Source organism: Acinetobacter sp. UBA6571, assembly GCF_002434085.1.
In the GTDB taxonomy this organism is placed as follows: domain Bacteria; phylum Pseudomonadota; class Gammaproteobacteria; order Pseudomonadales; family Moraxellaceae; genus Acinetobacter; species Acinetobacter radioresistens.
This window is the reverse complement of the sequence record NZ_DJJJ01000050.1, coordinates 114,775-140,476: the sequence shown is the minus strand read 5'-3', so window position 1 is coordinate 140,476 and position 25,702 is coordinate 114,775. Positions and strand designations below refer to the sequence as shown.

23 protein-coding genes and 3 tRNA genes are annotated in these 25,702 nt (G+C 43.1%); 15 read left to right on the top strand and 11 right to left on the bottom strand.

Features of this window, described 5'->3' with window-relative positions:
* The first annotated feature begins 230 nt into the window (after positions 1–230).
* The 5 genes from B3X18_RS09720 to B3X18_RS09700 all read left to right on the top strand — a co-directional run bounded on the left by B3X18_RS09720 (position 231) and on the right by B3X18_RS09700 (position 4,660).
* Positions 231–842, top strand: a complete 612-nt coding sequence (locus B3X18_RS09720; RefSeq protein ID WP_005023153.1) for a DUF1285 domain-containing protein — start codon at positions 231–233, stop codon at positions 840–842.
* A gap of 45 nt (positions 843–887) precedes the next feature.
* Complete coding sequence (murI, locus tag B3X18_RS09715; protein ID WP_034670324.1) at positions 888–1,757, top strand: glutamate racemase; 870 nt, start codon at positions 888–890, stop codon at positions 1,755–1,757.
* A gap of 119 nt (positions 1,758–1,876) precedes the next feature.
* Positions 1,877–2,905: a DUF4062 domain-containing protein gene (locus B3X18_RS09710; protein WP_005023157.1), complete on the top strand. Its 1,029-nt coding sequence runs from the start codon at positions 1,877–1,879 to the stop codon at positions 2,903–2,905.
* 73 nt (positions 2,906–2,978) lie between these two features.
* On the top strand, positions 2,979–3,992 hold the full coding sequence (gene hemH / locus B3X18_RS09705) for a ferrochelatase (protein ID WP_005023159.1): 1,014 nt from the start codon (positions 2,979–2,981) through the stop codon (positions 3,990–3,992).
* A 23-nt stretch (positions 3,993–4,015) separates the two neighbouring features.
* Positions 4,016–4,660, top strand: a complete 645-nt coding sequence (locus B3X18_RS09700; protein WP_005023162.1) for an MBL fold metallo-hydrolase — start codon at positions 4,016–4,018, stop codon at positions 4,658–4,660.
* 1,041 nt (positions 4,661–5,701) lie between these two features.
* Here the strand turns inward: B3X18_RS09700 and B3X18_RS09695 are convergent.
* Positions 5,702–5,887 (bottom strand): DNA gyrase inhibitor YacG, encoded by a 186-nt coding sequence (locus tag B3X18_RS09695; RefSeq protein WP_005016860.1) that lies wholly within the window; start codon positions 5,885–5,887, stop codon positions 5,702–5,704.
* Positions 5,888–5,976: 89 nt separating this feature from the next.
* Between B3X18_RS09695 and B3X18_RS09690 the strand changes: the two genes are divergently transcribed.
* From B3X18_RS09690 to B3X18_RS09680, 3 genes are read left to right on the top strand one after another with little or no spacing between them, the layout of a single operon-like run.
* Positions 5,977–6,615 (top strand): SAM-dependent methyltransferase, encoded by a 639-nt coding sequence (locus B3X18_RS09690; protein ID WP_171053897.1) that lies wholly within the window; start codon positions 5,977–5,979, stop codon positions 6,613–6,615.
* Entirely contained in the window at positions 6,605–7,819 is a 1,215-nt protein-coding gene (locus B3X18_RS09685) for a TIGR03862 family flavoprotein (protein WP_005023165.1), read from the top strand. The genes B3X18_RS09690 and B3X18_RS09685 overlap by 11 nt, the downstream gene beginning before the upstream one ends.
* Positions 7,820–7,856: 37 nt before the next feature.
* Complete coding sequence (locus B3X18_RS09680) at positions 7,857–8,258, top strand: GFA family protein (RefSeq protein WP_034670319.1); 402 nt, start codon at positions 7,857–7,859, stop codon at positions 8,256–8,258.
* 30 nt (positions 8,259–8,288) lie between these two features.
* Here the strand turns inward: B3X18_RS09680 and B3X18_RS09675 are convergent, their stop codons facing one another.
* The gene (locus tag B3X18_RS09675; RefSeq protein ID WP_005023169.1) at positions 8,289–8,621 is read right to left on the bottom strand and encodes a HopJ type III effector protein; all 333 of its coding nucleotides are present in this window, start codon (positions 8,619–8,621) and stop codon (positions 8,289–8,291) included.
* A 174-nt stretch (positions 8,622–8,795) separates the two neighbouring features.
* Here B3X18_RS09675 and crcB point away from each other — a divergent pair, with 174 nt between their 5' ends.
* On the top strand, positions 8,796–9,176 hold the full coding sequence (gene crcB, locus B3X18_RS09670; RefSeq protein WP_005023171.1) for a fluoride efflux transporter CrcB: 381 nt from the start codon (positions 8,796–8,798) through the stop codon (positions 9,174–9,176).
* A 79-nt stretch (positions 9,177–9,255) separates the two neighbouring features.
* On the opposite strand, the gene B3X18_RS09665 is transcribed toward crcB, so the two are convergent.
* The 4 genes from B3X18_RS09665 to B3X18_RS09650 form a co-directional block, all read right to left on the bottom strand.
* Positions 9,256–9,510, bottom strand: coding sequence for a type B 50S ribosomal protein L31 (locus tag B3X18_RS09665; RefSeq protein WP_005023174.1), 255 nt, complete (start codon positions 9,508–9,510; stop codon positions 9,256–9,258).
* A gap of 117 nt (positions 9,511–9,627) precedes the next feature.
* Positions 9,628–10,938: an ABC1 kinase family protein gene (locus B3X18_RS09660; RefSeq protein ID WP_005023176.1), complete on the bottom strand. Its 1,311-nt coding sequence runs from the start codon at positions 10,936–10,938 to the stop codon at positions 9,628–9,630.
* Positions 10,939–11,187: 249 nt separating this feature from the next.
* A complete protein-coding gene (locus tag B3X18_RS09655) occupies positions 11,188–12,495 on the bottom strand; it encodes an MATE family efflux transporter (protein ID WP_051005727.1) in 1,308 nt (435 codons plus the stop codon).
* Positions 12,496–12,576: 81 nt separating this feature from the next.
* Positions 12,577–13,038 carry a DMT family transporter gene (locus tag B3X18_RS09650; protein WP_016801232.1) on the bottom strand — a complete coding sequence of 154 codons (462 nt, stop codon included), beginning with the start codon at positions 13,036–13,038 and terminating at the stop codon, positions 12,577–12,579.
* A gap of 127 nt (positions 13,039–13,165) precedes the next feature.
* Here B3X18_RS09650 and hemW point away from each other — a divergent pair, with 127 nt between their 5' ends.
* The 3 genes from hemW to B3X18_RS09635 all read left to right on the top strand — a co-directional run bounded on the left by hemW (position 13,166) and on the right by B3X18_RS09635 (position 15,878).
* Positions 13,166–14,320, top strand: a complete 1,155-nt coding sequence (gene hemW / locus B3X18_RS09645) for a radical SAM family heme chaperone HemW (protein WP_010699881.1) — start codon at positions 13,166–13,168, stop codon at positions 14,318–14,320.
* 60 nt (positions 14,321–14,380) lie between these two features.
* Positions 14,381–15,001, top strand: coding sequence for a threonine export protein RhtC (gene rhtC / locus B3X18_RS09640; protein ID WP_034670316.1), 621 nt, complete (start codon positions 14,381–14,383; stop codon positions 14,999–15,001).
* 343 nt (positions 15,002–15,344) lie between these two features.
* Complete coding sequence (locus tag B3X18_RS09635) at positions 15,345–15,878, top strand: glycine zipper domain-containing protein (protein ID WP_005405965.1); 534 nt, start codon at positions 15,345–15,347, stop codon at positions 15,876–15,878.
* Between the two features lie 92 nt (positions 15,879–15,970).
* Here the strand turns inward: B3X18_RS09635 and B3X18_RS09630 are convergent.
* The 5 genes from B3X18_RS09630 to B3X18_RS09610 all read right to left on the bottom strand — a co-directional run bounded on the left by B3X18_RS09630 (position 15,971) and on the right by B3X18_RS09610 (position 21,978).
* Positions 15,971–16,046 (bottom strand) — tRNA-Lys (locus B3X18_RS09630).
* A 60-nt stretch (positions 16,047–16,106) separates the two neighbouring features.
* Positions 16,107–16,182 (bottom strand) — tRNA-Lys (locus B3X18_RS09625).
* 19 nt (positions 16,183–16,201) lie between these two features.
* A tRNA-Lys gene (locus B3X18_RS09620) sits at positions 16,202–16,277 on the bottom strand.
* Between the two features lie 132 nt (positions 16,278–16,409).
* A complete protein-coding gene (locus tag B3X18_RS09615; RefSeq protein WP_034670315.1) occupies positions 16,410–18,251 on the bottom strand; it encodes a long-chain-acyl-CoA synthetase in 1,842 nt (613 codons plus the stop codon).
* A 214-nt stretch (positions 18,252–18,465) separates the two neighbouring features.
* On the bottom strand, positions 18,466–21,978 hold the full coding sequence (locus tag B3X18_RS09610; protein ID WP_034675047.1) for an Rne/Rng family ribonuclease: 3,513 nt from the start codon (positions 21,976–21,978) through the stop codon (positions 18,466–18,468).
* Positions 21,979–22,721: 743 nt separating this feature from the next.
* Here B3X18_RS09610 and B3X18_RS09605 point away from each other — a divergent pair.
* The 3 genes from B3X18_RS09605 to B3X18_RS09595 all read left to right on the top strand — a co-directional run bounded on the left by B3X18_RS09605 (position 22,722) and on the right by B3X18_RS09595 (position 25,695).
* The gene (locus B3X18_RS09605) at positions 22,722–23,660 is read left to right on the top strand and encodes an RluA family pseudouridine synthase (RefSeq protein ID WP_005023192.1); all 939 of its coding nucleotides are present in this window, start codon (positions 22,722–22,724) and stop codon (positions 23,658–23,660) included.
* A 139-nt stretch (positions 23,661–23,799) separates the two neighbouring features.
* Complete coding sequence (locus tag B3X18_RS09600; RefSeq protein ID WP_005023194.1) at positions 23,800–24,489, top strand: HAD-IA family hydrolase; 690 nt, start codon at positions 23,800–23,802, stop codon at positions 24,487–24,489.
* Between the two features lie 408 nt (positions 24,490–24,897).
* On the top strand, positions 24,898–25,695 hold the full coding sequence (locus tag B3X18_RS09595) for a 2-keto-4-pentenoate hydratase (protein ID WP_026443935.1): 798 nt from the start codon (positions 24,898–24,900) through the stop codon (positions 25,693–25,695).
* Positions 25,696–25,702: the final 7 nt, after the last annotated feature.

Sequence of the window (25,702 nt, the reverse complement as noted above, 5' to 3'; positions counted from 1 at the left end):
TACGTCAAACTCCATCGATTCACGTTCGACGTGTTCCATGTAGGACTCCTCATATCGCTAGGGGTGGCCACCGTAATCCTTGGAAAAATTCGGCGCTGCCATGAGTGTTCTTGATTGTGAGACACAAATTGCATAACGTGTCTTAATATAGTTTGGGCTAGTATAGTTTCAAACCTTGATCAAGCCAATTGGCTGAGTCGTATTAATTTCCCGTCAGCAAGGCATAAACCATGGTAAAACAAAATAATTCGCTTGAAGAGCTGAAAGAATCGCCACAAAAAGATGATAAAAACTTACTGAGCATTGCACAATACATAAAAGATGCACAGCAAAGTCACAAAAGGTCAATTCCCCCGGTTGACCAGTGGCAGCCAAAGCGTTGTGGCAAAATGGATTTAAGCGTAAAAGCCAATGGAGAATGGTGGCACGAAGGTCAACTGATTAAGAGACAGTCACTTTTAGACCTGTTTTCAAGTGTGCTCTGGAAAGAGAATGATCAGTTTTATTTAAAAACTCCGGCCGAGCAGATTGAGATTAAAGTAGAGGATGAACCGTTATTTGTTAATCAGGTGAACCAGATCAAGCTCAATGGTAAACAATATATAGAGCTAACCACTACTAATCAGGATGTGGTAATTGTTGATGAAGACCATCCAATTTTTATGCGTGAATATGAGGGTGAGTTACGACCTTATGTACATGTACGCTTTGGAATCAATGCCCTGATTCAGCGTCAAAGTTTCTATCATCTGGTTCAATATGGTGAACTTGAAGAAAATGCCGAGGGAAAGACTATTTTGCATCTACAAAGTGGTGATTTGCACTTGCAATTAGGCACCTGAGGTTTAAGCTTTATAGCTGAATTTCCTGAACTGCTAATAACCCGCATGACAGCCATACAGCCCCTTTATACTCTTGTTAACCCTATGCCACATGCGTCGCGGGATGCACCCATTGGGATCTTTGACTCGGGAATTGGCGGGCTGTCAGTAGCTCAGGAAATAGCCCGGCATTTGCCCAATGAACAGATATTATATTATGCCGATACTGCTCATGTTCCCTATGGCCCGCGGAGTGATCAAAATATCCGTGAGCTGACTGCACAGGCGATTGAATGGCTTTATTGCCAAGGCTGCAAAGCGGCAGTAGTGGCCTGTAATACTGCTTCAGCCTTCAGCTTGGATTACCTGCGTGAGCATTATGGGGAGTCTTTTCCGATTATTGGATTGGTACCTGCCTTAAAACCCGCAGTATTACAAAGCAAAACAAAAGTTGTAGCTGTTCTGGCTACGCCGGCCACTTTTCGTGGAAACCTGATTAAAGATGTAATTGAACGTTTTGCCATGCCCACGGGAGTTAAAGTTTTACCTATTACCTGTCTGGAGCTGGTTCCGCTGGTTGAGCAAGGGCTTCAGATGAGCCAGCAGTGTCTGAATACGCTTAAGAAAATTTTGCAGCCTGTAGTTGAGCAGGGAGTAGATCATCTGGTGTTGGGTTGTACCCATTATCCTTTTCTAAAGCCGGCTATCCAGACCATATTCGGACAACAGCTTACTTTAGTTGATTCCGGACAGGCCGTGGCCCGACAAACAGCCCGTATCCTGATAAAAAATGAACTGCTTGGTGAGCAGTCTTGTGAGTCTGAAACCCGGATTCAGTGTTATGTCAGTGGACACAATGCTGAGAATTTGAAACCTATCCTACAGCACTTAATTTCTCCTACATTGAGCTGGAGTGTTCAAAATCTGAAACTTTAAGAAAGATTGTTGAATTTTTGGTAATTTTTTTAAATTTTATTGGGGAAATTAGCACTCTTGCTATAGTTTAATAAAGTAAGCTGAGCGAAGATAACTATTATGAAAAATGAGGACATGCCATGCTCGATAAGCGTTATCAAGTATTCATATCGACCTCGGGTAGTGATATGCAACCTGAGCGCATCGTCTTGGCACAAACTCTGGTGGGGATGGGTTTTTTTTCTTGGGGCCTCGAGCAACGCACACCTTTGACCACAGCATTTGCCCGCCGGCAGATTGATGATTGTGATTATGTCGTAATTTTACTGGGTAGCCAGTATGGTGAGCAGTCTGTCTCTGGCGTGGGATATATGCACCTTGAATATATCTATGCAGTAAGCAAGCAGAAACCGATTATTGTCTTTATGCACGAGCAGCCAGAAGCACGTGCACAAGAGTTGTATGACCAAAAACCAGAATTAAGAGAAAAATTTAAAGATTTCCGTAAACAGCTACAACAGGATATGGATCAGGTTTTCAGCTACCGAACTCTGCGTGATCTGGAAATGGCGGTGCGTCTGAATATGCCACAGATGCTTGAACGTTATCCCGTGGTAGGCTGGGTACGGCCGCAAAATACTCAGCGTTTGCAGGATGAAATTGACCAGCTCAAAGAAAAAATTGCCCAGCTAGAAACTGAAATGGGAACACGTGAACATGACCCATTGTTGGATTTGCCTAAAGTCGGCCCACGCGAGATTTACACTTTTGAGTACCGGTTGCATGCTTATCAGGATGGTAATTTTAAAGAACTAAAGTTGCAGCGTAAATTATCTTGGGCACAACTGCTGGCAGTTCTGGGCAATACCTTCAAATCTCCTACTCCGGAAGAATATTTTTCTAAATCTTTAAATGAGTATTTAAATGATACCGGTTTGTCGGAAGCACGCCTTGAAATGCCACGTGCTCATGCCGTTGCACGTTCACAGATTAATATCCGTGCCTTGCACAATATTAAATTACAGATGCGTCAAAATGGTTGGATTATGCCTAGCGGCCGTGATGACCGACAGCGCATGTTATGGAAACTTACTCCTAAAGGCCAAAAACTGATTGAAAATCAGCATACAGATTTTGATCGTATTTACCAATATGGTTCTAGGTATTAATTAATTTTTAAGATATATAAAAAGCTGTTAAATTAACAAGATCATCGCTTTAGTCTACTTTGGAAAACCTGTTATGACGCCTGCTTCTAAAGCTAAAGTCACAATTATTCTGGCCAATCTGGGTACTCCAGATGCACCTACTGTTCCAGCAGTACGCCGTTTTCTTAAACAGTTTTTGTCTGATCAGCGTGTTATTGAGATTCCCAAACTGCTCTGGCAAGTCATCCTCAATCTTTTTGTACTGCCATTTCGTCCCAAGCGCGTAGCAAAAGCCTATGCCCAGGTATGGAATCAGGATTCTCCTATGCGTGAAGTCCTGTTTAAACAAGTTGAACAGATGCAAAGCCGTCTTGGTAGCGTATATCCACAGTTTGAACTCAAAATCATACCTGCCATGACCTATGGTAACCCGGGTATTAATGAAGTTCTGGCTAAACTTCAGGCAGATCCACAAGATCATATACTTCTTTTTCCACTTTTCCCACAATATTCGGCGACTTCTACCGCACCACTTTATGACGCAGTAGCCCGCTGGATACCCAAACAGCGTAATCTGCCGGGTCTGACTATTATCCGTGATTATTATCAGCATCCCTTATTTATCGAATCACTGGCAAATAGTGTACGTGAGTTTCAATCTGTACATGGACGTGCTGAAAAACTATTAATGTCATTTCATGGAATTCCACAGCCCTATGCCGATAAGGGCGACCCTTATGCAGAACGTTGCCGGATTACTGCACAGCGCTTAGCGAAAAGCCTGAATCTGCAGCCACATGAATGGGCCTGTAGTTTCCAGTCACGTTTTGGTAAACAGGAATGGATTAAGCCCTATACTGATGAGCTACTTGCACAGTGGGGTCAAGAAGGTGTGAAATCAGTTCAGGTCATGAGTCCTGCATTTTCTGCAGATTGTCTGGAGACCTTGGAAGAGCTGGCTATGGAAAATGCTGAAACATTTAAGCATGCAGGTGGTGCAGAATATGCGTATATTCCGGCGCTGAATAATCGTGAAGACCATCTGGATTTGCTCACCAGTCTGGTTAAGGCTAATCTTGATACATTAACCCAAACCCTAGCCAACTAGTGCTATATAGCCAGAGGTATACCATGTTGCAAGTCAAAATTGTTCCAGTTACTGCGTTTGCCCAGAACTGTTCCATTGTCTGGGATGCAGAAACTAAAGAAGCCATATTGATTGATGCGGGTGGCGATGCTGAAAAGCTAAAGGCAGAAGTCGAGGCATTGGGCATAAATGTTAAAGCACTGTGGCTGACACACGGTCATCTTGACCATGCCGGTGCAGTAGGAGAGCTGGCCAATACGTGGGATGTGCCGGTAATTGGACCGCATAAGGAAGACCAGTTCTGGCTCGATATGATTCAAGAAGTTTCCGCACGTTATGGTTTTCCTATACCGCAGCCTGTTAAGGTAGACCAATGGCTGGAAGGGGGCGAAACACTTAAACTGGGTAAAAATGAATTTGAGGTACGCTTCACACCCGGACATACACCAGGTCACGTAATTTTCTACAATGCACAGCATGGCCTGCTCTGGACGGGAGACGTGCTGTTTAAAGGTTCGATTGGACGAACTGATTTTCCAAGGGGTAACCATCAGCAACTTCTGGATTCAATCCAGCGGGAGTGTTTTACTTTACCAGATGATACACAGTTTATCTGTGGCCATGGTCCGATGAGTACAATTAGTTTTGAAAAACAACATAACCCATTTTTAGCGGGTAAAGCAGGTTAATCAAGCCAAGAAAGAAGTAAGCTTCTGCTCACTTCTTTCTAAATGGATTGGCAAGAATCTGTTTAGTCTCTAGGCCAATGAGAACTGCAACTGTAGCAAATAAGACTGCAATTAAAATAAGTGTTGTGTCTAAGGCATATATACCTAAACCAATAAAAAATATAGCCAGCAATACAAAGATAAAAAATAGAATTTTAAGTAATTGATATAAAGACATAACAAGGAGATAAAGTAAAGTTTCTAAAAGAGAAATTATGCATGTTATAACTTGAATTTAAATATATGTTTGGTTTTATTAAGAAAAGTATTGAATTAAAAAAGTAAATGTTTAATTTATAACCAGATGTTTAGAGTCTATTGAAATAACATAACTTTTTGTTTAAAAAGCTTAAAAGCATAGATTTTAGATATACAAAGTAGATACATTGTAAAAGTAAAATTAATTTTATGAAAATTGGTTAAACTTTTATTCCAGCTTTATCGCTACTTTTTAAGTAAAATTTAGGGAAGAAAAAGTATATAAAACGCATATAAGTAACTTTTATAAAATATTTAATATAAGGAAACTTTATTATTATAAACTAGTTAAAGAATATAGTTTGAGCAATAGTATTAGCCAGTATTTATGATAATCAATCTATAAGAGATTTAGCTTTTATCATGCATATCATCTTTATTCAAACTATACTCAAACAATATTTAAATTTTTAGGTCAGTATATTATAAATCTAAAAAATATAATCAGTAGAATGCTAAAGGTTTTTGGCAGTGAAATAATTCAAAAAGTAGAATATTTATCACTGCCTAAGCAAGTATTTAACTTGATTATTAAGGTGGTAACTATTTTTAAGCAGTATTCATAAAAGCAGTAAACTTATAAATATTGATAAAAATTTATTCATTAATATCTGTTAGTTATTTTATACACTTGCTGGAGCAATATCATCCAAAATGTTAAAACTAAAAGAACAGAATTATAAGGGCGTACTGTAGGGCAGCTTGGCTTATATTAGTAACTCGACTGGCTGTATGAGTTGATGCTTAGTCATCTTCAAAACTGGAATCCTGTCGGCTGGGCGAATCCTGTGTTGGTACACGATATTCTTCATTGGCCCAAGCACCTAAATCAATCATTTTACATCGTTCTGAACAAAAAGGCCGGAATTCATTATTTTCCCATGTGGCAGGTTTGCCACAGCGTGGGCAAGGGAAGGTACGCTGCTGCATAATCAATATCCTTTCAGTAGAGAGCCTAGGATTATTAGGCAAAGTAATCAGCTCTTGATAGACTTGTGTCAAATTCTCCATAGTTTGATGTGAATATGCCGATTCGTCAATTTCAAGCCCATCGTATGCATGCGCCACGTGATTTTTCAGCGCTTGATCAGCAGACACTTTGTGTTGAAATCGGGGCAGGTAAAGGAAAACACGCCTTATTATTTAGTGGTCAGTATCCTGAGCAGCGCTTGTTTGCCATTGAACGGACCCGGGAAAAATTTTTGGCCATGCAAAAGCAGCATCAGCTCGAAGGTCAACAAAATCTGACTCCTGTACATGCAGACGCTATTCCATGGATAGTTCATGCTCTGTATCCGGAGCAGGTTGAACAATTCTTTATTTTATATCCGAATCCTGAACCGCATAATCCGGCACAACGCTGGGTAAATATGCCATTTTTTGAATTTTTACTGTCGCGTCTCAAGCCGGAAGGTACGATCACACTGGCCAGCAATATTCCTGAGTATATTGAGGAAGCTGAGCAGCAGTTACAGCAACTTTGGCAGTTGTCCTATGAAAAAGAACAGATTAGACCAGAGTCAGCACGCACACATTTTGAAATCAAGTATCTCGAGCGTGGTGAATCATGCCAGCAATTGATAATTACCAAACATTGTGGTTATTCCACCCGTTTTGATGACTTTTTGCCATTACAGGGAAAAAGTGATGTCGGCTAAACGTATTGCAATTATAGGGGCAGGTCCGGCAGGGTTAATGGCGGCAGAAGTATTGAGCCGGTATGCCTATGAGATTCATGTATTTGAGCAGAAACCCTCAGCTGCGCGAAAATTTTTAATGGCGGGGAAAACCGGATTAAATATTTCTCATGCTGAGCCTCTTACTGAATTTATCCAGCGCTATGATCACCCTGAATGGCTGTATCCCTGGATACAGCGCTGGGATGCACACTGGATTCAGAACTGGATAGCTGAACTCGGTATAGCGTCCTATATTGGTTCTTCTGGCCGAATTTTTCCCGTAGAGATGAAAGCTGCGCCTCTGCTCCGTGCCTGGTTAACACGCTTGGACCAGCAAGGCATACACTTTCATTACCGTCATCAGTGTTTAGGTCTCAAGGCTAAACAGGTGCAACTTCTGGATTTAAAACAACCTGAGAATACGCCTTTTCAGCTGGAGTTTGACGCGATTATTTTGGCCTGTGGCGCGGTATCGTGGCCACAGCTAGGTAGCGATGGCAAGTGGCAGGCTTGGCTTGATAGAGAGCAAATTGAGCCTTTTCAACCTAGCAATGCAGGTGTGGTCAGAACGTGGTCCAGTTTTATGCAACCTTTATTTGGCCAGCCTTTAAAGCGGGTAGAAGCATGGGTTAGCCCTAAACACAGAGCTCAGGGTGATGTCGTAATTTCCCATTATGGTCTGGAAAGTGGCCTTATTTACAAGCACGGACCGGCCTTACGCAAGTTACAGCGGCAACAGCAGCCTGTAACTCTGTATCTGGATTTATTACCCGATGTAGATAACGAACAGTTAATAAAAAAATTACAGTCAGGAAAGCAGTCACTGAGTAATGTCTGGCGTAAGGCGGGCCTAGATGCAGCCAAAGCTGGTCTGATTCGTGAACTGGTCGATAAAACCTTATGGAAAGATCCTGTACAGCTCGCTTGGCAGGTCAAACATTTGAAAGTAGTCCTGGAGGGTTTCCGGCCGATTGAAGAAGCTATCAGTTGTGCTGGTGGTATAAAACAGAATGCCCTGACCGCAAGGCTGCAACTAAAATCAAAGCCACATGTGTTTTGCTGTGGTGAAATGCTAGACTGGGATGCGCCAACCGGGGGCTATTTACTGACAGCATGTTTTGCTACTGGTCGGGCTGCTGGTGAAGGCGTGCATACCTATCTGATGGAACAACAGAGTTCATAGTATGTACTGATAATAGAATTTATGATGGAGAACTAGAATGAGCCTAAAGGGAAGCTGTTTGTGTCAAGGGATTCGCTATGAAATTGAAACTGAGCTTGATGAAATTATTTATTGTCATTGCCAGAAATGCCGTAAAGCCAATGGTACAGCTTTTGCGACTAATGCACCAGTCCTTATCCAGCAGTTTAAATGGATACAGGGTGAGAACCTTTTAAAAAAATATCAGTCTTCATCAACGACCGAACGCTGTTTCTGTGGTGTGTGTGGCTCGCCAATTATCAGTATTAAGAGTGATACTCCTGATTTTTACCGTCTTAGAATTGGTACGTTAGATACGCCGATCCAGACGCGACCGGGGAAACATATTTTTGTTGGCTCTAAAGCAGAGTGGGAGACTATTTGTGATGAGTTACCACAATTTAATGAGCGACCAGAATAAAAAAGGACCATGAGGTCCTTTTTTTAATATTTACCTGGCTTGTAAAGCTTCGGCTTGAAACTGTACTTCATCCCAGCCATGCTGCATAAACTGCCGGATATTTTGATGATCTGTACCTTCAGGGGTTGCTAAGACTGCTGCATAGTGCTCAGCAAATAAAGCTAAGGTCTGTTCCTGACTTAGACTGTTGAGTTTGGCAAAACTCAAGACTTTGGCACTACCCTGATTTTCTGTCGCTGCATTATGCTGTGCGCCGTTACGAAAATCAGTAGGGTTATGAATATAACGAGAGTCTATATAAGCGATGACATCTGTAAAATTTGCTTGGCCAGCTTGTAGCTGTTCAAGAAGTTCCTGGGCCATAAATCCTATTCCCTATAAAGAATTAAGCAACCTAGCATAGCGCTTTTATGAGTATTTTTCTTGGTTTATGCAGAATTTAACGAGCTGTGTATAGCCTCTCAAGGCGAATTTTTAATGAATATTTTTTGAGTTTGTGGATAAAATAGGGCTTATCCACATCAGCTATATATCATTATGAACTGGTTATTGGTTGCCTGCGGTGGGGCAATAGGTGCAAGCCTGCGTTATGGCATAACATTATCACTCAGCCAGACAGGCAGTTTATTTCCTTGGGCAACCTGGTGGATTAATCTGTTAGGTTGTTTTTGTGCAGGCATATTTTTTGCTATTAGCCAGAAATACGCAGTTCTACAACAGGAAACACGGCTTTTCCTGATGGTGGGTATACTGGGCGGCTTTACCACATTCTCAAGCTTTGGTCTGGAAACTTTTCAGTTGTTGCGACAGAATGAAATAACAATGGGGCTTGCCTATAGTCTGTCGAGTTTAATCATGGGTATGCTCTTACTGACAGCAGGATTTTATCTGTTCCAGTTCTTATTAGATAATCGATAAGTAAAAAAGAAGTCTAAGTGGAGGAGAGCAAAGACTTAGACTTCAAATAAGAAGAATTCAATTTAAAAATTATTACTGCTTAATTGCTGCGTTTAAAACGTCCAAAACGTTTATTAAAGCTTGCAATACGGCCTTCATTGCCGACCTGACGAACTTCACCTGTATAGAACGGATGAGAGGCACTCGAAATATCTAAGGTAACGTATGGATAGGTTTTGCCTTCATATTCTTTGGTCTGCTTCGGCTTCATGGTACTACCAATGACAAAATATACATCAGCATTGGTATCGTGAAATAATACTTCCTGATATTCAGGGTGGATATCTTTACGCATGGTAAACTCCATAGCTAAATGAAATGTTATAATATAACAATATATAGGGATTTTATAATTATTTTCAAGTCATCACCCTATTTAAATTACATATTCAAACAGGGCAATAGAACAATTTTAAAGTTTATCTTGTTGATCTGAGGCGACCAGTTCTTCAAATAAATCACTTAAATCATCATTTACTTTGAGCTGGATCAAATTCCAGTAATGCCCGGAGATTGTCCGGTTCACCATAAGAGTATCCGGTGAAGGCTTAAACAGGTCCCAGTATTTTAGCGACTTTTTCACCAGTAATACCCCGTCATGATGGGCAGAGTTTTCAGCAAAATCATACTGGGTGGTTAATGGTCTAAGTAACACATCTAGCCATTCTTCATACAGTTCTTTTGGAAATTTTCCTTTTTCTGAAAGTGCATTTAAAGTAATTAACTGGTCTTCAAGCGTATCAATATCATGTTGGCGTGCAGCATTGATCAAAGTTTTAAAGTGTTCAATAATTTCAGTATTTAAAGTCTTTACTCCGCCATAATCATAAACAATGACATGGCCATCTTCACGGAATGCAAAGTTACCCGGATGTGGGTCACAATGAAAACGTTTAAGATAGAAAATTTCTTGTCCTAGCGCGCGGACCAGGCGTCGGCCAAGTTGATTACGGACATCCTGCGGCCAGGTACTGGCAGTTTCTATAGATTTGCCCTGTTCCAGACTTAAAGTCAGTACTCGACGGGTAGAATATTGTGGATAGACACGTGGGATAATAATTTTTTCATCTAATGCTTCATGAAAGGTCTTAAACACAGTCAGGTTCTGTGCTTCAATTTCATAATTAAGTTCAGCATTTAGACTGTCTTGAATTTCTGCAAACAGCCGGTCCTGAAGTTTTTTATCGATTTTTAAAACACCCATCAGGCGTAAAGCCAGCCGAACCTGTTTCAAATCACTTTCACAGGCTTCATCCACACCTGGATATTGCACTTTGACTACGACCTGCTCGCCATTAGGTAATATTGCCTTATGTACCTGACCAATTGATGCTGCCGCAAAAGGTTCCCGATCAAAAGATGTAAACAGATTATCAATCGGTTGTCCCAGCTCTTTTTCTAGCTGTTTCTGTATGGCCGGAAAAGGCATGGGAGGAGCCTGACGCTGTAATTTTGAAATTGCCTTAGCCACCTCGGGCGGGAAAATATCTTTATATTGAGATGCAATTTGCCCGACTTTCATGACAGCGCCTTTCATCTCTCCCAAGGTATTGGCAATCTGAACTCCAATATCTTGAAACAGCTGGCTTCTGGCGGCCTGTTTTTGTTCTTCATCTGCCCGGATATTACGAATGGAATTAGATACACTTCGGGTCGCAATACTGGCGGTCATGCCGGCAAGTTTCATAAAACGCCGGCCGGGCGAGCTTGCATTCTTAGCCATCGGTATTAGACCTCAATCATTAAAATAAAGTGAATGAATTATTTGATCATAGGGGACAATAGAAAAGTTGCCTAGTTGAAATTGTTCAGTTCCTGTAAGAACACATAACAGAAAAGAGCTGATCTTATTATTGTTTATAGATTCACTTTTTAGGTCTTAATTAAACACCTTTATAAAAACAGGCTATCTTTATTTTTAAAGTTAAAAAACCAGCCGGTGTGGCTGGTTAAGAGCATGATGGAAATACGGTTAAACAGTAGAGGCACTTAATTTTAGCCGTTTATTATTCATATAAAGACGTAGCAGCAGAAGAACGCATGCAACGCTCAAACCTACTATTAGTCCGGTCCAGACTCCAGCAGCTCCCATACTGGTAAAACGAGCAAGATAAATACCCACAGGGAAGGCAATTACCCAATAAGCCAGAAGAGTAATCCACATTGGGCCTTTAGTGTCTTGCATTCCACGCAGGCAACCTGCAGCACTGACCTGCCATGCATCCATCAGCTGATAGGCAATCGCAAACAGGATCAGATATAGGGCCATATGGGTAACAGCAAGATCCCGGGTATAAACAGCGACAATCTCTGAGCGGAAAATCCACATAACCAGCATGGTCAATACTGCAAATACAGTCGCGGTAATTAAACCGAGGTGTTGTACCTTGCGCATGGCATGCCAGTTCTTTTCACCATAATACATGCCTACCCGGATAGTCAGTGCAATGGCCAGGGACATGGGAATCATAAATAGCTGCGAGGTCACGGAAATAGCAATCTGATGTGCGGCCACAACAGTTTCTCCCAGTGGGCTTAATATGATTGCTCCAGTACTGAAAATACTTACTTCAAAAAAAATAGCCAGACCAATCGGGAAACCCAGTTTCAAGATACGCTTGGCCCAAACCGGATTAAATTTTTCCCACTGGCTAAACACCTGGGTCTTGCAGTAAGCACGCCCCTTATAGATGTAGCCCGCTAGTGCAATCAACATCAACCATTGCAAGATAGAAGTGGCAAAGCCGCAACCGGCGCTACCTAAAGCAGGAATAGGACCCAAGCCGTACATAAAAATCATGTTTAAAGGCACCAAGACCAATAGAGCCAGCAGGCTGATTGCTGTGACTGGACGCGGATAACCTAATGCCTCCGAGTAACCTCTTAGGGCTGCATACATGGTGACTGCTGGCATGCCTAAGCCAATGGCATGGAGAAACAGGCCAGCTTTGGGTTGCAGATTTTCAGGAACTCCAAATAGAGGCAGTAAAAAAGGCATCAACTGTAACACCAGCATTGCCAGTATGCCCAGCATGAAAGCCATCCATAATGACTGGCGGGCAATGGTGGGAATATTATTAAAATCGCGTGCGCCGTTGGCCTCAGCCACCAAGGGAGTAGTCGCAATCATAATACCACTAAACAGCAACATGATTGGAATCCATAAACCGACTCCTACTGCAATTGCTGCCAGGTCAGTAGGAGATAAATGACCTGCCATAATTGTATCGATCAGGCCAAGACCGGCCTGAGCAAACTGAGTAACCAGAATAGGCAACATCAACTGAAAGAGTTTCTTGATTTCAAAGCGTGTAGTGGTAGCAATAGACACTAATTTTACTCATATGGGGTAAGCGGCAGACTAGCGTTGCAGTGTCAGTAATACACCTATGAAAATAACAATTGCACCCAGTAAACGCTGCCAGTTAATCGGATTTTTCTCTACGCCTAACCAGCCAAAATGGTCAAGTAACATTGACATGAGCAGTTGCCCGAAAATAACCAGTCCGGAGAGAATGAGAAAACCCATTTTGGGGGCAGTATAAATGCTCATGCTAATAGCATAAACCCCAATCAGTCCGCCTAACCATAAATGCCAAGGAATCTGGGCAAGTTCATTTAACTGAGGTTTGGGTGCAGACTGCAACATCACCATTACCGCCAGTACAATTGTTCCAATTAAAAAAGAAAAAAAAGCCGGCTGGAATGGTGAATGCAAATACATACGCATCTGAGTATTTAATGCAGTTTGTATGGTCAGCATTACTCCGATGGCCAAAGTCAGGGGAAATAATAATAAAAGTTGACTCGATATTTTCATCATATTGAATTCATTATTTATTCTCGATATTACAAAAGAGTGTAGGAGATTTTCATGTGAATTGCGTTAAGTACAATGATGCAGTCATGTTAAAATTGTAAGACGCTCCATCCTTCTCCGAGAAAAATTTTTGAGTAGCCTAGATCCTTCATGTATTCCACTTTCACTTTATATCCATATGCCTTGGTGTGTGCGAAAGTGTCCTTATTGTGACTTTAACTCACATGCTGTACCCGATGGAAAATTATCTCTGGAACTGGAACAGGAATATTTGCAAGCATTGGTGGAAGACTTTAAAACACAGCTCCACTTTGCACAGGGCCGCAAACTCCATAGCATATTTATTGGCGGTGGAACCCCGTCACTGATATCAGCTTCAGGTTACCAGTGGCTGTTTCAGCAGCTAAATGGTTTACTGCCTTTTGAAGAGCAATGTGAAATTACGCTGGAAGCTAATCCGGGAACAGTAGAACATGATCCTTTTGCCGGCTATCTTGCGGCTGGTATTAATCGCTTATCCATTGGAGTGCAGACGTTTAATGAGCAGCATCTGAAACAACTGGGACGGATTCATAGTGTTGAGAATGCTATAAATGCTATACATCAGGCACAAGAAGCCGGTTTTAAACGCATCAATATTGACTTGATGCATGGCCTGCCACAACAAACGCTAGAGCAGGCTCTAACAGATCTACGTCTGGCTGTTGAAAACGGAGCCACCCATATCAGCTGGTATCAGTTGACGATTGAGCCGAATACAGTATTTTTCCGGACTCAACCAGTATTGCCGGTAGAGAGTGTACTAGAGCACATTCAGGAACAGGGTGAAGCATATCTTAAGGCACATGGATTCATACAGTATGAAATTTCGGCATGGCGTAAAGAACAGCCTTCTGCACACAATATGAATTACTGGCAATTTGGAGATTACTTGGCAATCGGAGCAGGGGCACATGCTAAAGTCAGTCTGAGAGACGGAGTTTACCGGTTTCAGAAGACCCGCTTACCTAAAGATTATCTGGCCAAAATACCTGCTGAACACTTACAATTTAAAAAGATTGAGCGTGAAGACATGCCCTTTGAATTTATGATGAATGCCTTGCGTTTAAATGAAGGCGTGCCGGCCCAGTTCTATAAAGAAAGAACCGGCTATGAACTGGATAAAATACAGGCCAAGCTGGATTCATTACGGCAACGTCATTTGTTTTCAGAAAATACTGAACAACTCGCCTGTACAGCACATGGCCATCTTTTTTTAAACTCGGTGCTTGAAGAATTTTTATAAACAGATCAGGATACAGCGTATTCTTGTTCTAAAGACATGCAGGTTACAGGTAAATACATAATGTTAATTGCGCTCGGAACACTAATTTTTATCCATTTTTGTGCCCTGATCACGCCCGGACCAGATTTTTTTCTGGTTTCCCAAACTGCAATCAGTAAATCTCGGATGGAGACATTTGCTGTGGTGGTAGGTATCAGTGTAAGTGTCATAATCTGGTCATTATTGGCCTTGCTGGGTCTGAATATTTTATTTGAAAAAATGGCTTGGCTAAAACATGCCTTATTGGTCGCAGGTGGAATTTATCTATGCTGGTTAGGCTTTCAGATGCTGCGTTCAGCCTTTCGTAAAGAAGAAAATACCCAGCCTGTACAGATTTCCCTGCCTCAGAGCCCTTTGAGTTTTTTCCTCCGGGGATTATTGACCAATCTGTCTAATCCAAAAGCCATTATATATTTTGGTAGCGTATTTTCACTTTTTCTGGCCAATCCAGCTCTGGATCATGCACATGGGTGGTTACTCCTGCTGGTAACGGTCGAGACAGCAATCTGGTTTCTATTTGTAGCTTTTGTTTTCTCCCTGCCTTCCTTCAAGCGGGCATACCAGCGTGCTGCCAAATGGATTGACGGTATTTCGGGTGGTATTTTTACCTTATTTGGTAGTTATCTTATTTTAAATAAATAATTTTATTTATCAGTAACTACCATGCTGTCTTAAAATAAATTTTCATACCTGAAAAGTCCAGCTTATTGCCGGACTTTTTATTTTTATAAAAAATAAGAAGAGAAGTAGGGGGAAAAATAGAGGTTGTGAATGGTTGAGTAAAAATGCGTAAGCTTTTAAATCTTACAGGTAATTTTGGCCAATTTTTTTTACTTTCTACAATATTGCTTAACTGAAAGCTCTTTATTTAAGCCTGTTTTTTTACATAAATGCCTTCTAAGCTGAATGTGTACTTAACGAGCGAACAGGAAATCTCACCATAGCGGCAGATTTCCAGAATCACAATATTATTATAAGGAGAATGATGATGGCGACTTCAGATTATGACCGCGATCGTATTAAGCATGCATCGGATGATGTAAAAAAAGATTTAAATGCTGATCCAATTACAGGTGAACCAGGTTCTCATCCAGTAGGAACAGGCTTAGGTGCAACAGGTGGTGCAGCCGCAGGCGCTGCAATTGGTAGTGCAGCTGGACCAGTGGGTACTGTAGTCGGCGGTGCAGTGGGTGCCGTCGTGGGCGGATTAGCTGGCCATGCAGCTGGTGAAGCAATGGACCCAACGGTTGAAGATGCTTACTGGCGTGAAAACAGTATAAATCAGCCTTACTACTCTGCCACACGAAATACTCATCCGGATCTGGATTATGACCGCGATTATCGTGGTGCATACCGAGTGGGCTATGAAAATCGTTCAGCTTATGGCCCAGATGCGCGTTTTGAAGATGCTGAGCCAGATTTGCGCACTAAATGGGAACAGACTAAAGCTGAATCACGCCTGTCTTGGGAAGAAGCAAAACATGCTTCACGTGATGCCTGGAACCGTATTCGCCATTAATCATATCATTCGGGAATTCAATATTTTTAATATATAATTCCTTGAAGAATAAAAAATCCCGGTCAGTAATGACCGGGATTTTTTTGGAATCTTGGTGGGTCGTCCGCGACTCGAACGCGGGACCAACGGATTAAAAGTCCGCTGCTCTACCAACTGAGCTAACGACCCATATATAAATCTTAAAGCTGATTTAGAAGCTGCTCTTTTTGAAAAGATATTCTAAAAAGATGGTGGGTCGTCCGCGACTCGAACGCGGGACCAACGGATTAAAAGTCCGCTGCTCTACCAACTGAGCTAACGACCCATCTGGGGTCTTAAGAAAATGGTGGGTCGTCCGCGACTCGAACGCGGGACCAACGGATTAAAAGTCCGCTGCTCTACCAACTGAGCTAACGACCCGTATTTTCTTGATGGAGCGTATTGTAGCAATTTATTTTTCCAGCACAAGCAAAAATTAAATTTTATTGCTTTAGTTGGTTAGAAATAAGTCGCCTGCTGTATTTTTATACGAATACGCTCTTTTTAGTCTATTTAGAAACGATACTGGTAGTCTTGAATACTTTGGTAAATCTCCATACTAATATCTTTATAGCCAGAGTTGCCTGGAAGTAAAACCAATAAACGATCGGTGGTCTTATCGGGATGAAACGCTTCTTCCTTCAACTTGTTTTTCTGGTATTTAAAAGTACCGGTAGTTTCTACTTTTTCCTGTACACGTAAAAATACCGGAACTGCGTAAGCAGGAAGATGTTTTTTAAACTCAACCACCATTGCAGTAAGGTCATGCTCATCAAGTGCTTCGCCAGCTGCCAAAGTAATAGCTGCCATTCCTGCACGACCATTAGTATGGGGAATTTCTACCCCATAGACGACTGCTTCAGCAATTTTAGGATATTCTGAAACGATATTCTCGACTTCAGTGGTGGAAACATTTTCACCTTTCCAGCGGAATGTATCTCCTAGTCGGTCTACAAACTGGGCATGGCGAAAGCCGATATGACGTACCAGGTCTCCAGTATTAAAATATTGGTCGCCCTGTTTAAAGACATTTTTTAAGATGACTGACTTGTTTTTTTCAGGGTCTGTATAGCCATCGAAAGGGGAGCGACGGGTAATTTTTCCAAGAAGTAAACCTACTTCTCCTTTTTTTACTTTCTTGCACCAGCCATGCTGATCACGTACCGGTTCATTCGTTTCTTTATCAAATTCAACGATTGCATAAGGAGTTGGAGAAAATCCAACTGTATTGTCGAAATTGAAAATATTACTAAAGCCGACATTTCCTTCGCTTGAAGCATAGAGTTCCAGAATTTCCTCTACGCCAAAACGTTGCTTAAATTTATTCCAGATATTTGGACGCATGCCGTTACCAATCATTTTTTTAACCCGGTGGCCTGTTTCCAGTTCAGTGGGTTCTGCATCCATCAGATAACGGCATAATTCGCCTACATAGCCAATGGCAGAGGCATTATATTTATGCACATCTTTCCAGAAGCTTGAAGTTGAATATTTGCGCCGTAGGGCCAGAGTGGCTGAGCCCGCAATCACACCACACCAGCATACAACAATGCCAGTCGCATGATAGAGCGGTAAGGTTACGTACATGACATCATTCGGTTTGAGATCAAGTACATGACCATAAGTGCCATAAGCCAGAGTCCAGCGGCTGTTGGTGAAAATCACAGCTTTTGGCAGGCCGGTTGTACCAGAGGTATAAATATAGAATAGACCATCTTTACCCTGTACGGATTGGGTAGTGGCTACATTGAATTTCGGAAAATTCTCAATTTTTTCTGCCAGATTTTGATAATGCTTTGGTGCTTTACCAACGTCTGCACGTGTTGCCTGATCGGCAAACCAGTAAAACCGGTCTTCTGGTAAGAGAATATCTTGACGAATGTCATCAATTGCACTGCGAACTTCCTCACCAACAATCAATGCAATCGGTTTAACCAGATTAATGCTATGCGTTAGCACTTTACCTGTTTGTGAAGTATTGACCAGAGCAATGGTCACTCCGATTTTGGCCAGTCCCAGTACAGTTGCGACCAGTTCAGAGCGGTTTTCCACCATGACAGCAATCACGTCACCTTTGCGCGCACCTATCGAGAGATAATAGTGTGCGATCTGGTTGGCCCATTCATTTAAGGCCAGATAAGTATATTTTTGATCTTCAAATAAGAGAGCATAACCACGCGGGTTACGTTTTACCGCTTTTTCAAAAGCTAGCCCCAGCCCCGCAGGGGTGTCAGGTGTACGGATATAAGCCTGTTTCAGACCAGTCAGAAGATGAGGTACTTTCGCTATAAACTGGGGTAATTTCGCAGCGACATCGGTAATACTGATGAGGTCGCTCTGTTGGGTTTGACTCATAACAATCCTATATTATTTTTTGATTAGTCCCGGTAAGGTCTGGGTCGACTAGGGTTCAGCTGAACTTAAACACAGCTTTAAGCTTCCCATGCAGCTATACAAGTGTTTTTTAATCTGTTCGGACTAGTGCATTCAACCTAATTCAACAAAATTATCAAAAAAAACCTAGCCACCGAAATGACTAGGTTTTTTTATTACGAGTAATTGTGCAAATTTACTCGGCTGTAGGTGTGGCCTTTTTCGGTGGACGGCCACGTGGGCGACGCGGACGGGCCGGTTTATCCTTATCGGCAGTAGTCGTCTTATCGTCTTCGGCAGTTTCTTCTACTGAAGCTTGTGCCGGTTGCTGATCAGCCGGCTGAGACTTTTCTACCTTGCTCGGTTTAGGTGCTTTCTTTTCTGCTGGTGCAGCTGGTTCGGCCGCTTGCTGAGCCTGTGCTTCTTCAACAATTGCACTTGGCGAGGCAGCAGCAGTTGCTTCAGACATAGCTGCAGCAGTCTGAATTGCCGGATCCTGTGCCTGAGTCTCAGCTACCACTTTGGCATGGTGAGATGCTGCATCTGCTGCGTCCTGCTCAGTACCGACTGAAGTTGTATCTGCTTGAGCATTTATTTCTAAATTTACATGCTCAGCAGGATTTTCCGCTACAGGATTTTCAGACTGTACAGCCGCAGGCTGCTCTTCTGCCTGAGATGCTGAAGCTTTACTCTGCTCTAATGCCTGCTCTGCAGCAAGTTTAGCCAGACGACGACGTTCACGCGGATCGTTTGCTACACGCGGTGTCGCATTCTGGGAAGGCGTCAGTGGTAAAACTGGCGCTGGTTCCTGTTCCTGAGCCGGTTTAGCCATAGGCGCGGCAGCATCACGGGTAACAGGCGTTTTTTCTACAGGTTCAGTGCGCTCTGTTGTAGTGGTTACTGAAAGGGTACTGATGTACTGTTCAGTAAATTTCAGCAAAGCACGATTGAATGTTGGCACCAGTCCGAACTGTTCAATCAGTACCGTACAGTCTTCACCATAAACATGACGGATCAGGCTACCTACAGTGTACTGCGCTAAGAGTGGCACTTGGGAAGGACTAAGCTTTGGTAGCACTTCCTGCTGTGGTTTCTGCTGTGAGCCACCTTGCTTGCGACGCATACGCGGATCATTACTGGCACGGCGTGGTTGCTCTTCAACTTTGGCTTTCGCTTTTGCTTCAGCCGGGGCTGGTTGAGCATTTACAGCTTCTTTCTTGGCTGGAACAGCTGGCTCAGGTTTTACTTCAACCGGTGCCTCTTCTGCATTTACAGTTGACGCTATATCTGCAGAATTTAGCGTTATGATTTCACTTTGACCCTGATCAATATTGATTACCAATGCAGTAGCAAGAGCTTCGTTGTTTGGGGTTTCAATGACATCAACTTTTACCTGGTTGCTATCTGTCACTGCAGCAGGCGCGGCAGCTACCACAGGCTGCTCATTCAGCACGCTTGGATCACGATAGCGGTTCGGGCGCGGTGGGCGTTGCTGATTGCGGTCGCGGCGTGGTACAGGGTATGACTGCTCAGACTGCTGGCTTTCTACCTGATGTTCCTGCTGAGGTTGACGTTTCTGCTGTTGACGTTTCTGATCACGCTGTTCCTGACGTGATAACTGAACTACTTCCTCATGAACCTGAGTTGAAGTTTCAGATTGCTGCTCACGTGGTTCACGGTTTCTGTCACGATTATCGCGATCGCGACCATTACGTTTTTTGTTATGACGCTGCTGGCCTGAAGCTTTTTCTTCTCTTTCGAGTGGTTGTGCATCAGTTTTTGCAGCGCTATTACCTGCCGGTTGTGACAGATAAACATTATTGGCAGCAACTGGCGCAACTACCGTTTCTGGTTGTACTGCTACAGCAGTATTATTGATCTGGCCAAACTGGCCCCGGCTAACTGCACCTGTATTCACCATCTGTTCAATTGCAGCAGCGGCATTGTTGGCTGTACGCGAATGATCTACCGTGTGTGCCTGTTTTTGTACAAACAGGTTTTCCAGCCACGCACATGGACTGCTGCTAGTTGCAGTTTTTGCGGCAGGCACTTGAGCAGGTTGTTGCGGGGCAGCAGCCTGAGGCTGTGCTTTACGGTTTTGTGGTTTACCTGGCTTGTCAGCTGGGGCAGCCGTGTTCTGTCCAACCTGTTCAGCTTCTTCTAGATGCCAGTCGGCAGATTCATAACCCAGGTTTTTTTCACTCGAACGCGTAGCTTCAGTACGTTCATAGCTGGTCGGTGCAAAACCTTCAGGGTTATATGAAATTTCGTAATGTGGAGTTTCCAAGTGTGGATGTGGAAGTACAGTGACACGTGTATTTGAAGTTTGTTCCAGATAAACCAGGCTATGACGTTTTTCATTGAGCATGAAGGCCGCGATTTCTACTGGCACTTCAACCTGAACTTCACCTTGACGTTCATGTAGCGCAATTTCTTCAACTTTACGCATGATAGACAGCGACAGTGAACGCAAGTCACGTACCATACCTGTACCATGACAGCGCGGGCAGACATAGCCAGTCGCTTCTTCTAGAGAAGGGCGCAGACGCTGACGGCTCATTTCCATAAGACCAAAACGTGAGAGCTGGCCAAACTGGATGCGGGCGCGGTCACTCTGGGTAGCTTCACGTAACTTGGCTTCAACCATGCGCTGGTTACGGTCACGAGTCATGTCAATAAAATCGATCACGATCAGACCACCAATATCGCGAAGGCGTAATTGACGGGCAATTTCTTCAGCCGCTTCAAGGTTAGTCGAAAGTGCTGTTTCTTCTACATCATGACCACGCGTTGATTTTGCCGAGTTGATGTCAATTGAAACCAGCGCTTCAGTCTGGTCAATTACAATTGATCCACCTGAAGGCAATTTTACTTCACGTTCATAAGCGGTCTGGATCTGGCTCTCAATACCGAAATGTGCAAACAGAGGCTCATTTAAAGTATAAGTTTTTAACTTGTCCAGCTGACGTGGCATAACTGCTTTGACAAAGTTATAAGCTTCATTGTAAGCCTGTTCTGAATCAATCAGGATCTCGGACACATCATCACGCAGATAATCACGGATTGCGCGTGTTACTACACCAGCTTCCTGATGTACCAGCATTGGGGAAGGGCCTGAATTAGCCGTACTCTGAATCTGGGTCCACAGGTCAAGCAAATGCTGTAAATCGGTTTGCAGCTCTTCCTGGCTGCGACCAATACCTGCCGTACGGACAATCACGCTCATGCCGCGGGGTACATCTAAAGAGGCCAGCATTTCCTTGAGTTCTTCACGCACTGCACCTGAAATTTGACGGCTGATACCACCACCTTTCGGATTATTCGGCATCAGAACCAGATAACGGCCAGCAAGAGAGATAAAGGTAGACAGTGCTGCGCCTTTATTGCCGCGTTCTTCCTTTTCCACCTGGACCAGAAGCTCGGTCCCTTCAGTAATTAGTTCACGGATGTTTGAAGTCTGGCGCGAGTCAGCTTTGAAATAGGAATTTGCAATTTCACGCATCGACAAGAAACCTTGACGATTTGCTCCATATTCAACAAAGACAGCTTCAAGAGAAGGTTCTACACGGGTCACATGACCTTTATAGATATTAGATTTCTTTTGTTCACGGGTACGATTTTCGAGATCAAAATCGTATAGACGGTGACCAGTGACAAGTGCAACGCGTACTTCTTCAGCATGTGTTGCATTGATCAACATACGTTTCATGGGTGTAACACCTAATAGTGATCCACACCAACTTGTCGCAATACCGTTTCTGCGAACATCGAACATGACGGGATCAATGCTCAGATCTCAAAAAACAGATTGTGGTCTGAGCTTTTTTTACCGGCCTGCATAGGGCTGCGGTCTGATTCGCGTATTGATGTTGGCAATACTGCTTTAATCTTTTAAACGATCAAAGTTTCCTGTGCGTTTCACTGGCGGACAGGCGGTGCATTGGATGATAACTTTCACTGTCACAAAGCTTGAAGATCCCTTCTTTTTAAGAATCTTGATACGGAATAATCATCGTATCGGTGCGTTATGTGCAGATCCAATGCATCACGCTTTAGCCTGAAGACGACATCAGGAGGCGACTTGTCTGATGTGTATCAGTTTACGTTTAAAAGCCAACTTGTGCTGGCGACATATTTTTTTTAGACAAACTGATTTATGTGCACAGGCACAATTTAACGCAACAGTTTGTCAATTTACCGATATAATAAGCCTTCGGCGTCGGCATATTCTTTTAGGACCTTTCCGAGCTTGGGGTGAAATGCAAATTCTGGTTATTATTCAAAAATATTGAAGATAACCTCATTTCGATCACTTACGGCGGTATCCGTGCGCTGACTATATCAAACCTTGCATCATCTGCCTATGGGCTAAGCTTATGTTTCTTGTGAAACCACTAGCCTGAATGATCATTTTTTATTCAAATTCAACAAATTTCGAGTCTTGGTAACTGTATGAATTCTACACAACAATGGCAAAGTGTCACATGGTTTGAAGTGGATGAGCATCAAGCAGGTCAGCGGATTGACAATTTTCTGTTTAGCCGGCTTAAAGGCGTACCCAAAAGCCGCATTTATCGGCTCATTCGTGAAGGCCAGGTGCGGGTCAATAAAAAGCGCATTAAAGCAGAAAGTAAGCTTGCAATTGGTGATCAGGTTCGTGTCGCTCCTATCCGTTTTGAGCCCAAAGATGAAACACCGGTACCTGTTTCTGACAAAGTCGCTCAAGGTCTGCTAAGCCGTGTGATTTATGAAGATGAAGGCCTGATGGTGGTCAATAAACCTTCAGGTATTGCAGTACATGGTGGTAGCGGTGTGGCGTATGGCCTGATCGAGGGTTTGCGTGCAGCGACGGGTAAAAAGTACCTGGAACTGGTTCACCGGATTGACCGCGATACATCAGGCCTGGTCATGATTTCAAAAAAACGTAGTGTGTTAAAAACCCTACAGGACCTGTTACGTGAACATAAGATTAAAAAAACTTATGCGGCAATTGTGAAAGGGCAGGTCAGTCTGGATCAACAGCTCATTGATGCTCCTTTATACCGTTACGAACTGGCCAATGGCGAACGGCGTGTACGGGTTTCTAAAGAAGGGAAAGATTCTAAAACCCAATGGAACGTAGCAGAACGCTTTATGCACGCTACACTGGTTTATGCATCTCCGCTATCGGGTCGTACTCATCAGATTCGTGTGCATGGCTTGAGTATTGGACATCCATTGGTAGGTGATGATAAATACGGACATGAAACAGAATATAAAGGACCAAAACCACGTCGGCTCTGTCTGCATGCCATGCGTCTGGAAATTCCTGGCTATCCGACTATTGAAGCGCCTTTGCCAGAGGATATGCAAAGTCTGGCTGCACAGCTTCGGGCGCAGAAGAAGGATTGAAAAAATATTTTTCTGATACCCTAAAGCCCTTAAACTGAATGATGGGGGGAGCTGATCTCCTTCCAGGCAGGATTATTATAAGCTCTTGCGGGCACACTTTACCTGTACCGGATAACTGTTTTGGAACCTAGAGAATAATATGAAAAAACCTGTGGAACTCATCATTTTTGACTGGGATGGTACTTTGTTTGATTCAGTCGGACAGATTGTAGCAAGTTTACAATTTGCAGCACGTCAGTACCAACAACCTTTAACCGACGAGGCTGCTAAAAGTATAATCGGACTGGGTCTGCCTGAAGTGGCGCAGTGCCTTTTCCCTGCAGTTCCAGAATTACATCATGATATTTTACAGTGCTACTCTGAGCACTACGTGGCCCATTCCAAGACAGATGCCTGGTTTGAGGGTGTAGCTGAGATGCTGGACGGCCTGAAACAGCAGAATATTAAACTTGCAGTTGCGACTGGTAAAAGCCGTAAAGGGCTTGACCGGGTATTAGCTCAGACCATGAGTCAGGAACTGTTTAATATAACCCGGGCGGCGAGTGAAACGCGTTCTAAGCCTAACCCCTTAATGTTGGCAGAAATACTAGAATATACCGGTGTTGATGCCGAACAGGCCATTATGGTGGGAGACACCTCTTATGATCTGGAAATGGCTAAAAATATAGCCATGCCACGGGTCGGAGTAGGTTATGGAGTACATAGCAGGGCAATCCTCGCACAGTTTGATCCTTTATTTATCGCAGATGATGTGAGTGCTCTAAACCGTTTCTTGCAGCAGTATATAGCTGATCAGCAAGCAGAACCTGTCATGGAGCTGGAAACCTAGACCGGCAGCATGAAAGTCTCGATTGCTTTTAACAGATATAGTTTGGCTATTGAGCCCAATATTTTTCGGTTTAATTACCCATAATCACCTGGTCATTTAGTCAGACACTACATAGCACCTGACCAGGCATTTTCCTCATTCCTATAATATTTTTTATGTTTATTCACATACACATTTTTTTAAAAGCAATAATAGTCTTTAACTATAGCAATAAATAAAATAAGTATTGGCATTCATTGCTGCTTTTTCCCATTCTTAAACTGTCTATATATACCTGCTTTCTGGAAGGGTCCTATCCAGCCACTGTGCTGACTGATCTGTTTTCTTCAGATTTATTTTTCCTTGATGCACAGACGAGCTTCCATCTGAAACGGTATTTGAACAATCTTTGCAGTTAAGGGAACTTTGATGTCAAATTCTGCTGTCGTTGAATCAGTGGCTTTAGCACTTTATCAGGCTGAAACTACTGTCCAGGCTATTGCCCCGATCCGTCCGGAACTGGGGGGTGAAAATGCTGATGTTGATATCGCATATGCGGTACAGGATGTAAATACTGAACGGGCACTTGTCCAAGGGCGCCGTCTGGTCGGTCGCAAGATTGGCCTGACCTCTAAGGTTGTGCAGGCTCAGCTTGGAGTTGATCAGCCAGATTTCGGGATGCTATTTGCCGATATGGCGTATGGCGATGCTGAACTGATCCCTGCCGGCAAACTAATTCAGCCAAAAGTAGAAGCAGAAATTGCATTGGTAATTAAAGAAGACTTAACCAAAGAAAAACATACCTATGCAGACATCATCAGTGCAACTGATTATGCGTTGCCCGCGATTGAAGTGGTCGATAGCCGTATCGAAAACTGGAAAATCAGCCTGATTGATACCGTAGCAGATAACGCCTCTTCTGCTGCATTTGTACTGGGTTCTCAGCCAGTTAAATTAGAAAATCTTGATCTGGTGAACTGCAAGATGGTGATGACACGCGCTGAAGAAGTGGTGTCTCAAGGCATTGGTAAAGCCTGCCTGGCTAATCCTTTAAATGCCGCAGTATGGCTGGCAGACGAGATGGTGCGCCGTGGTCGACCATTGTTAAAAGGTGACATTATTTTAACAGGTGCTTTAGGCCCGATGGTGGTAGCTCACCCAGGTGATGAATTCAAGGTTGAAATTGAAGGTTTCGGCTCTGTTACAGCCGCATTCGCTGCTGAATAAGCTAGAT

What these genes read in the sequence shown, in the direction of transcription:
- B3X18_RS09720 (WP_005023153.1), top strand. Translation starts at nt 231, where the DNA reads ATGGTAAAACAAAATAATTCGCTTGAAGAGCTGAAAGAATCGCCACAA.
- murI (WP_034670324.1), top strand. Translation starts at nt 888, where the DNA reads ATGACAGCCATACAGCCCCTTTATACTCTTGTTAACCCTATGCCACAT.
- B3X18_RS09710 (WP_005023157.1), top strand. Translation starts at nt 1,877, where the DNA reads ATGCTCGATAAGCGTTATCAAGTATTCATATCGACCTCGGGTAGTGAT.
- hemH (WP_005023159.1), top strand. Translation starts at nt 2,979, where the DNA reads ATGACGCCTGCTTCTAAAGCTAAAGTCACAATTATTCTGGCCAATCTG.
- B3X18_RS09700 (WP_005023162.1), top strand. Translation starts at nt 4,016, where the DNA reads ATGTTGCAAGTCAAAATTGTTCCAGTTACTGCGTTTGCCCAGAACTGT.
- B3X18_RS09695 (WP_005016860.1), bottom strand. Translation starts at nt 5,887, where the DNA reads ATGCAGCAGCGTACCTTCCCTTGCCCACGCTGTGGCAAACCTGCCACA.
- B3X18_RS09685 (WP_005023165.1), top strand. Translation starts at nt 6,605, where the DNA reads ATGTCGGCTAAACGTATTGCAATTATAGGGGCAGGTCCGGCAGGGTTA.
- B3X18_RS09680 (WP_034670319.1), top strand. Translation starts at nt 7,857, where the DNA reads ATGAGCCTAAAGGGAAGCTGTTTGTGTCAAGGGATTCGCTATGAAATT.
- B3X18_RS09675 (WP_005023169.1), bottom strand. Translation starts at nt 8,621, where the DNA reads ATGGCCCAGGAACTTCTTGAACAGCTACAAGCTGGCCAAGCAAATTTT.
- crcB (WP_005023171.1), top strand. Translation starts at nt 8,796, where the DNA reads ATGAACTGGTTATTGGTTGCCTGCGGTGGGGCAATAGGTGCAAGCCTG.
- B3X18_RS09665 (WP_005023174.1), bottom strand. Translation starts at nt 9,510, where the DNA reads ATGCGTAAAGATATCCACCCTGAATATCAGGAAGTATTATTTCACGAT.
- B3X18_RS09660 (WP_005023176.1), bottom strand. Translation starts at nt 10,938, where the DNA reads ATGGCTAAGAATGCAAGCTCGCCCGGCCGGCGTTTTATGAAACTTGCC.
- B3X18_RS09655 (WP_051005727.1), bottom strand. Translation starts at nt 12,495, where the DNA reads ATGTTGCCTATTCTGGTTACTCAGTTTGCTCAGGCCGGTCTTGGCCTG.
- B3X18_RS09650 (WP_016801232.1), bottom strand. Translation starts at nt 13,038, where the DNA reads ATGATGAAAATATCGAGTCAACTTTTATTATTATTTCCCCTGACTTTG.
- rhtC (WP_034670316.1), top strand. Translation starts at nt 14,381, where the DNA reads ATGTTAATTGCGCTCGGAACACTAATTTTTATCCATTTTTGTGCCCTG.
- B3X18_RS09635 (WP_005405965.1), top strand. Translation starts at nt 15,345, where the DNA reads ATGATGGCGACTTCAGATTATGACCGCGATCGTATTAAGCATGCATCG.
- B3X18_RS09615 (WP_034670315.1), bottom strand. Translation starts at nt 18,251, where the DNA reads ATGAGTCAAACCCAACAGAGCGACCTCATCAGTATTACCGATGTCGCT.
- B3X18_RS09610 (WP_034675047.1), bottom strand. Translation starts at nt 21,978, where the DNA reads ATGAAACGTATGTTGATCAATGCAACACATGCTGAAGAAGTACGCGTT.
- B3X18_RS09605 (WP_005023192.1), top strand. Translation starts at nt 22,722, where the DNA reads ATGAATTCTACACAACAATGGCAAAGTGTCACATGGTTTGAAGTGGAT.
- B3X18_RS09600 (WP_005023194.1), top strand. Translation starts at nt 23,800, where the DNA reads ATGAAAAAACCTGTGGAACTCATCATTTTTGACTGGGATGGTACTTTG.
- B3X18_RS09595 (WP_026443935.1), top strand. Translation starts at nt 24,898, where the DNA reads ATGTCAAATTCTGCTGTCGTTGAATCAGTGGCTTTAGCACTTTATCAG.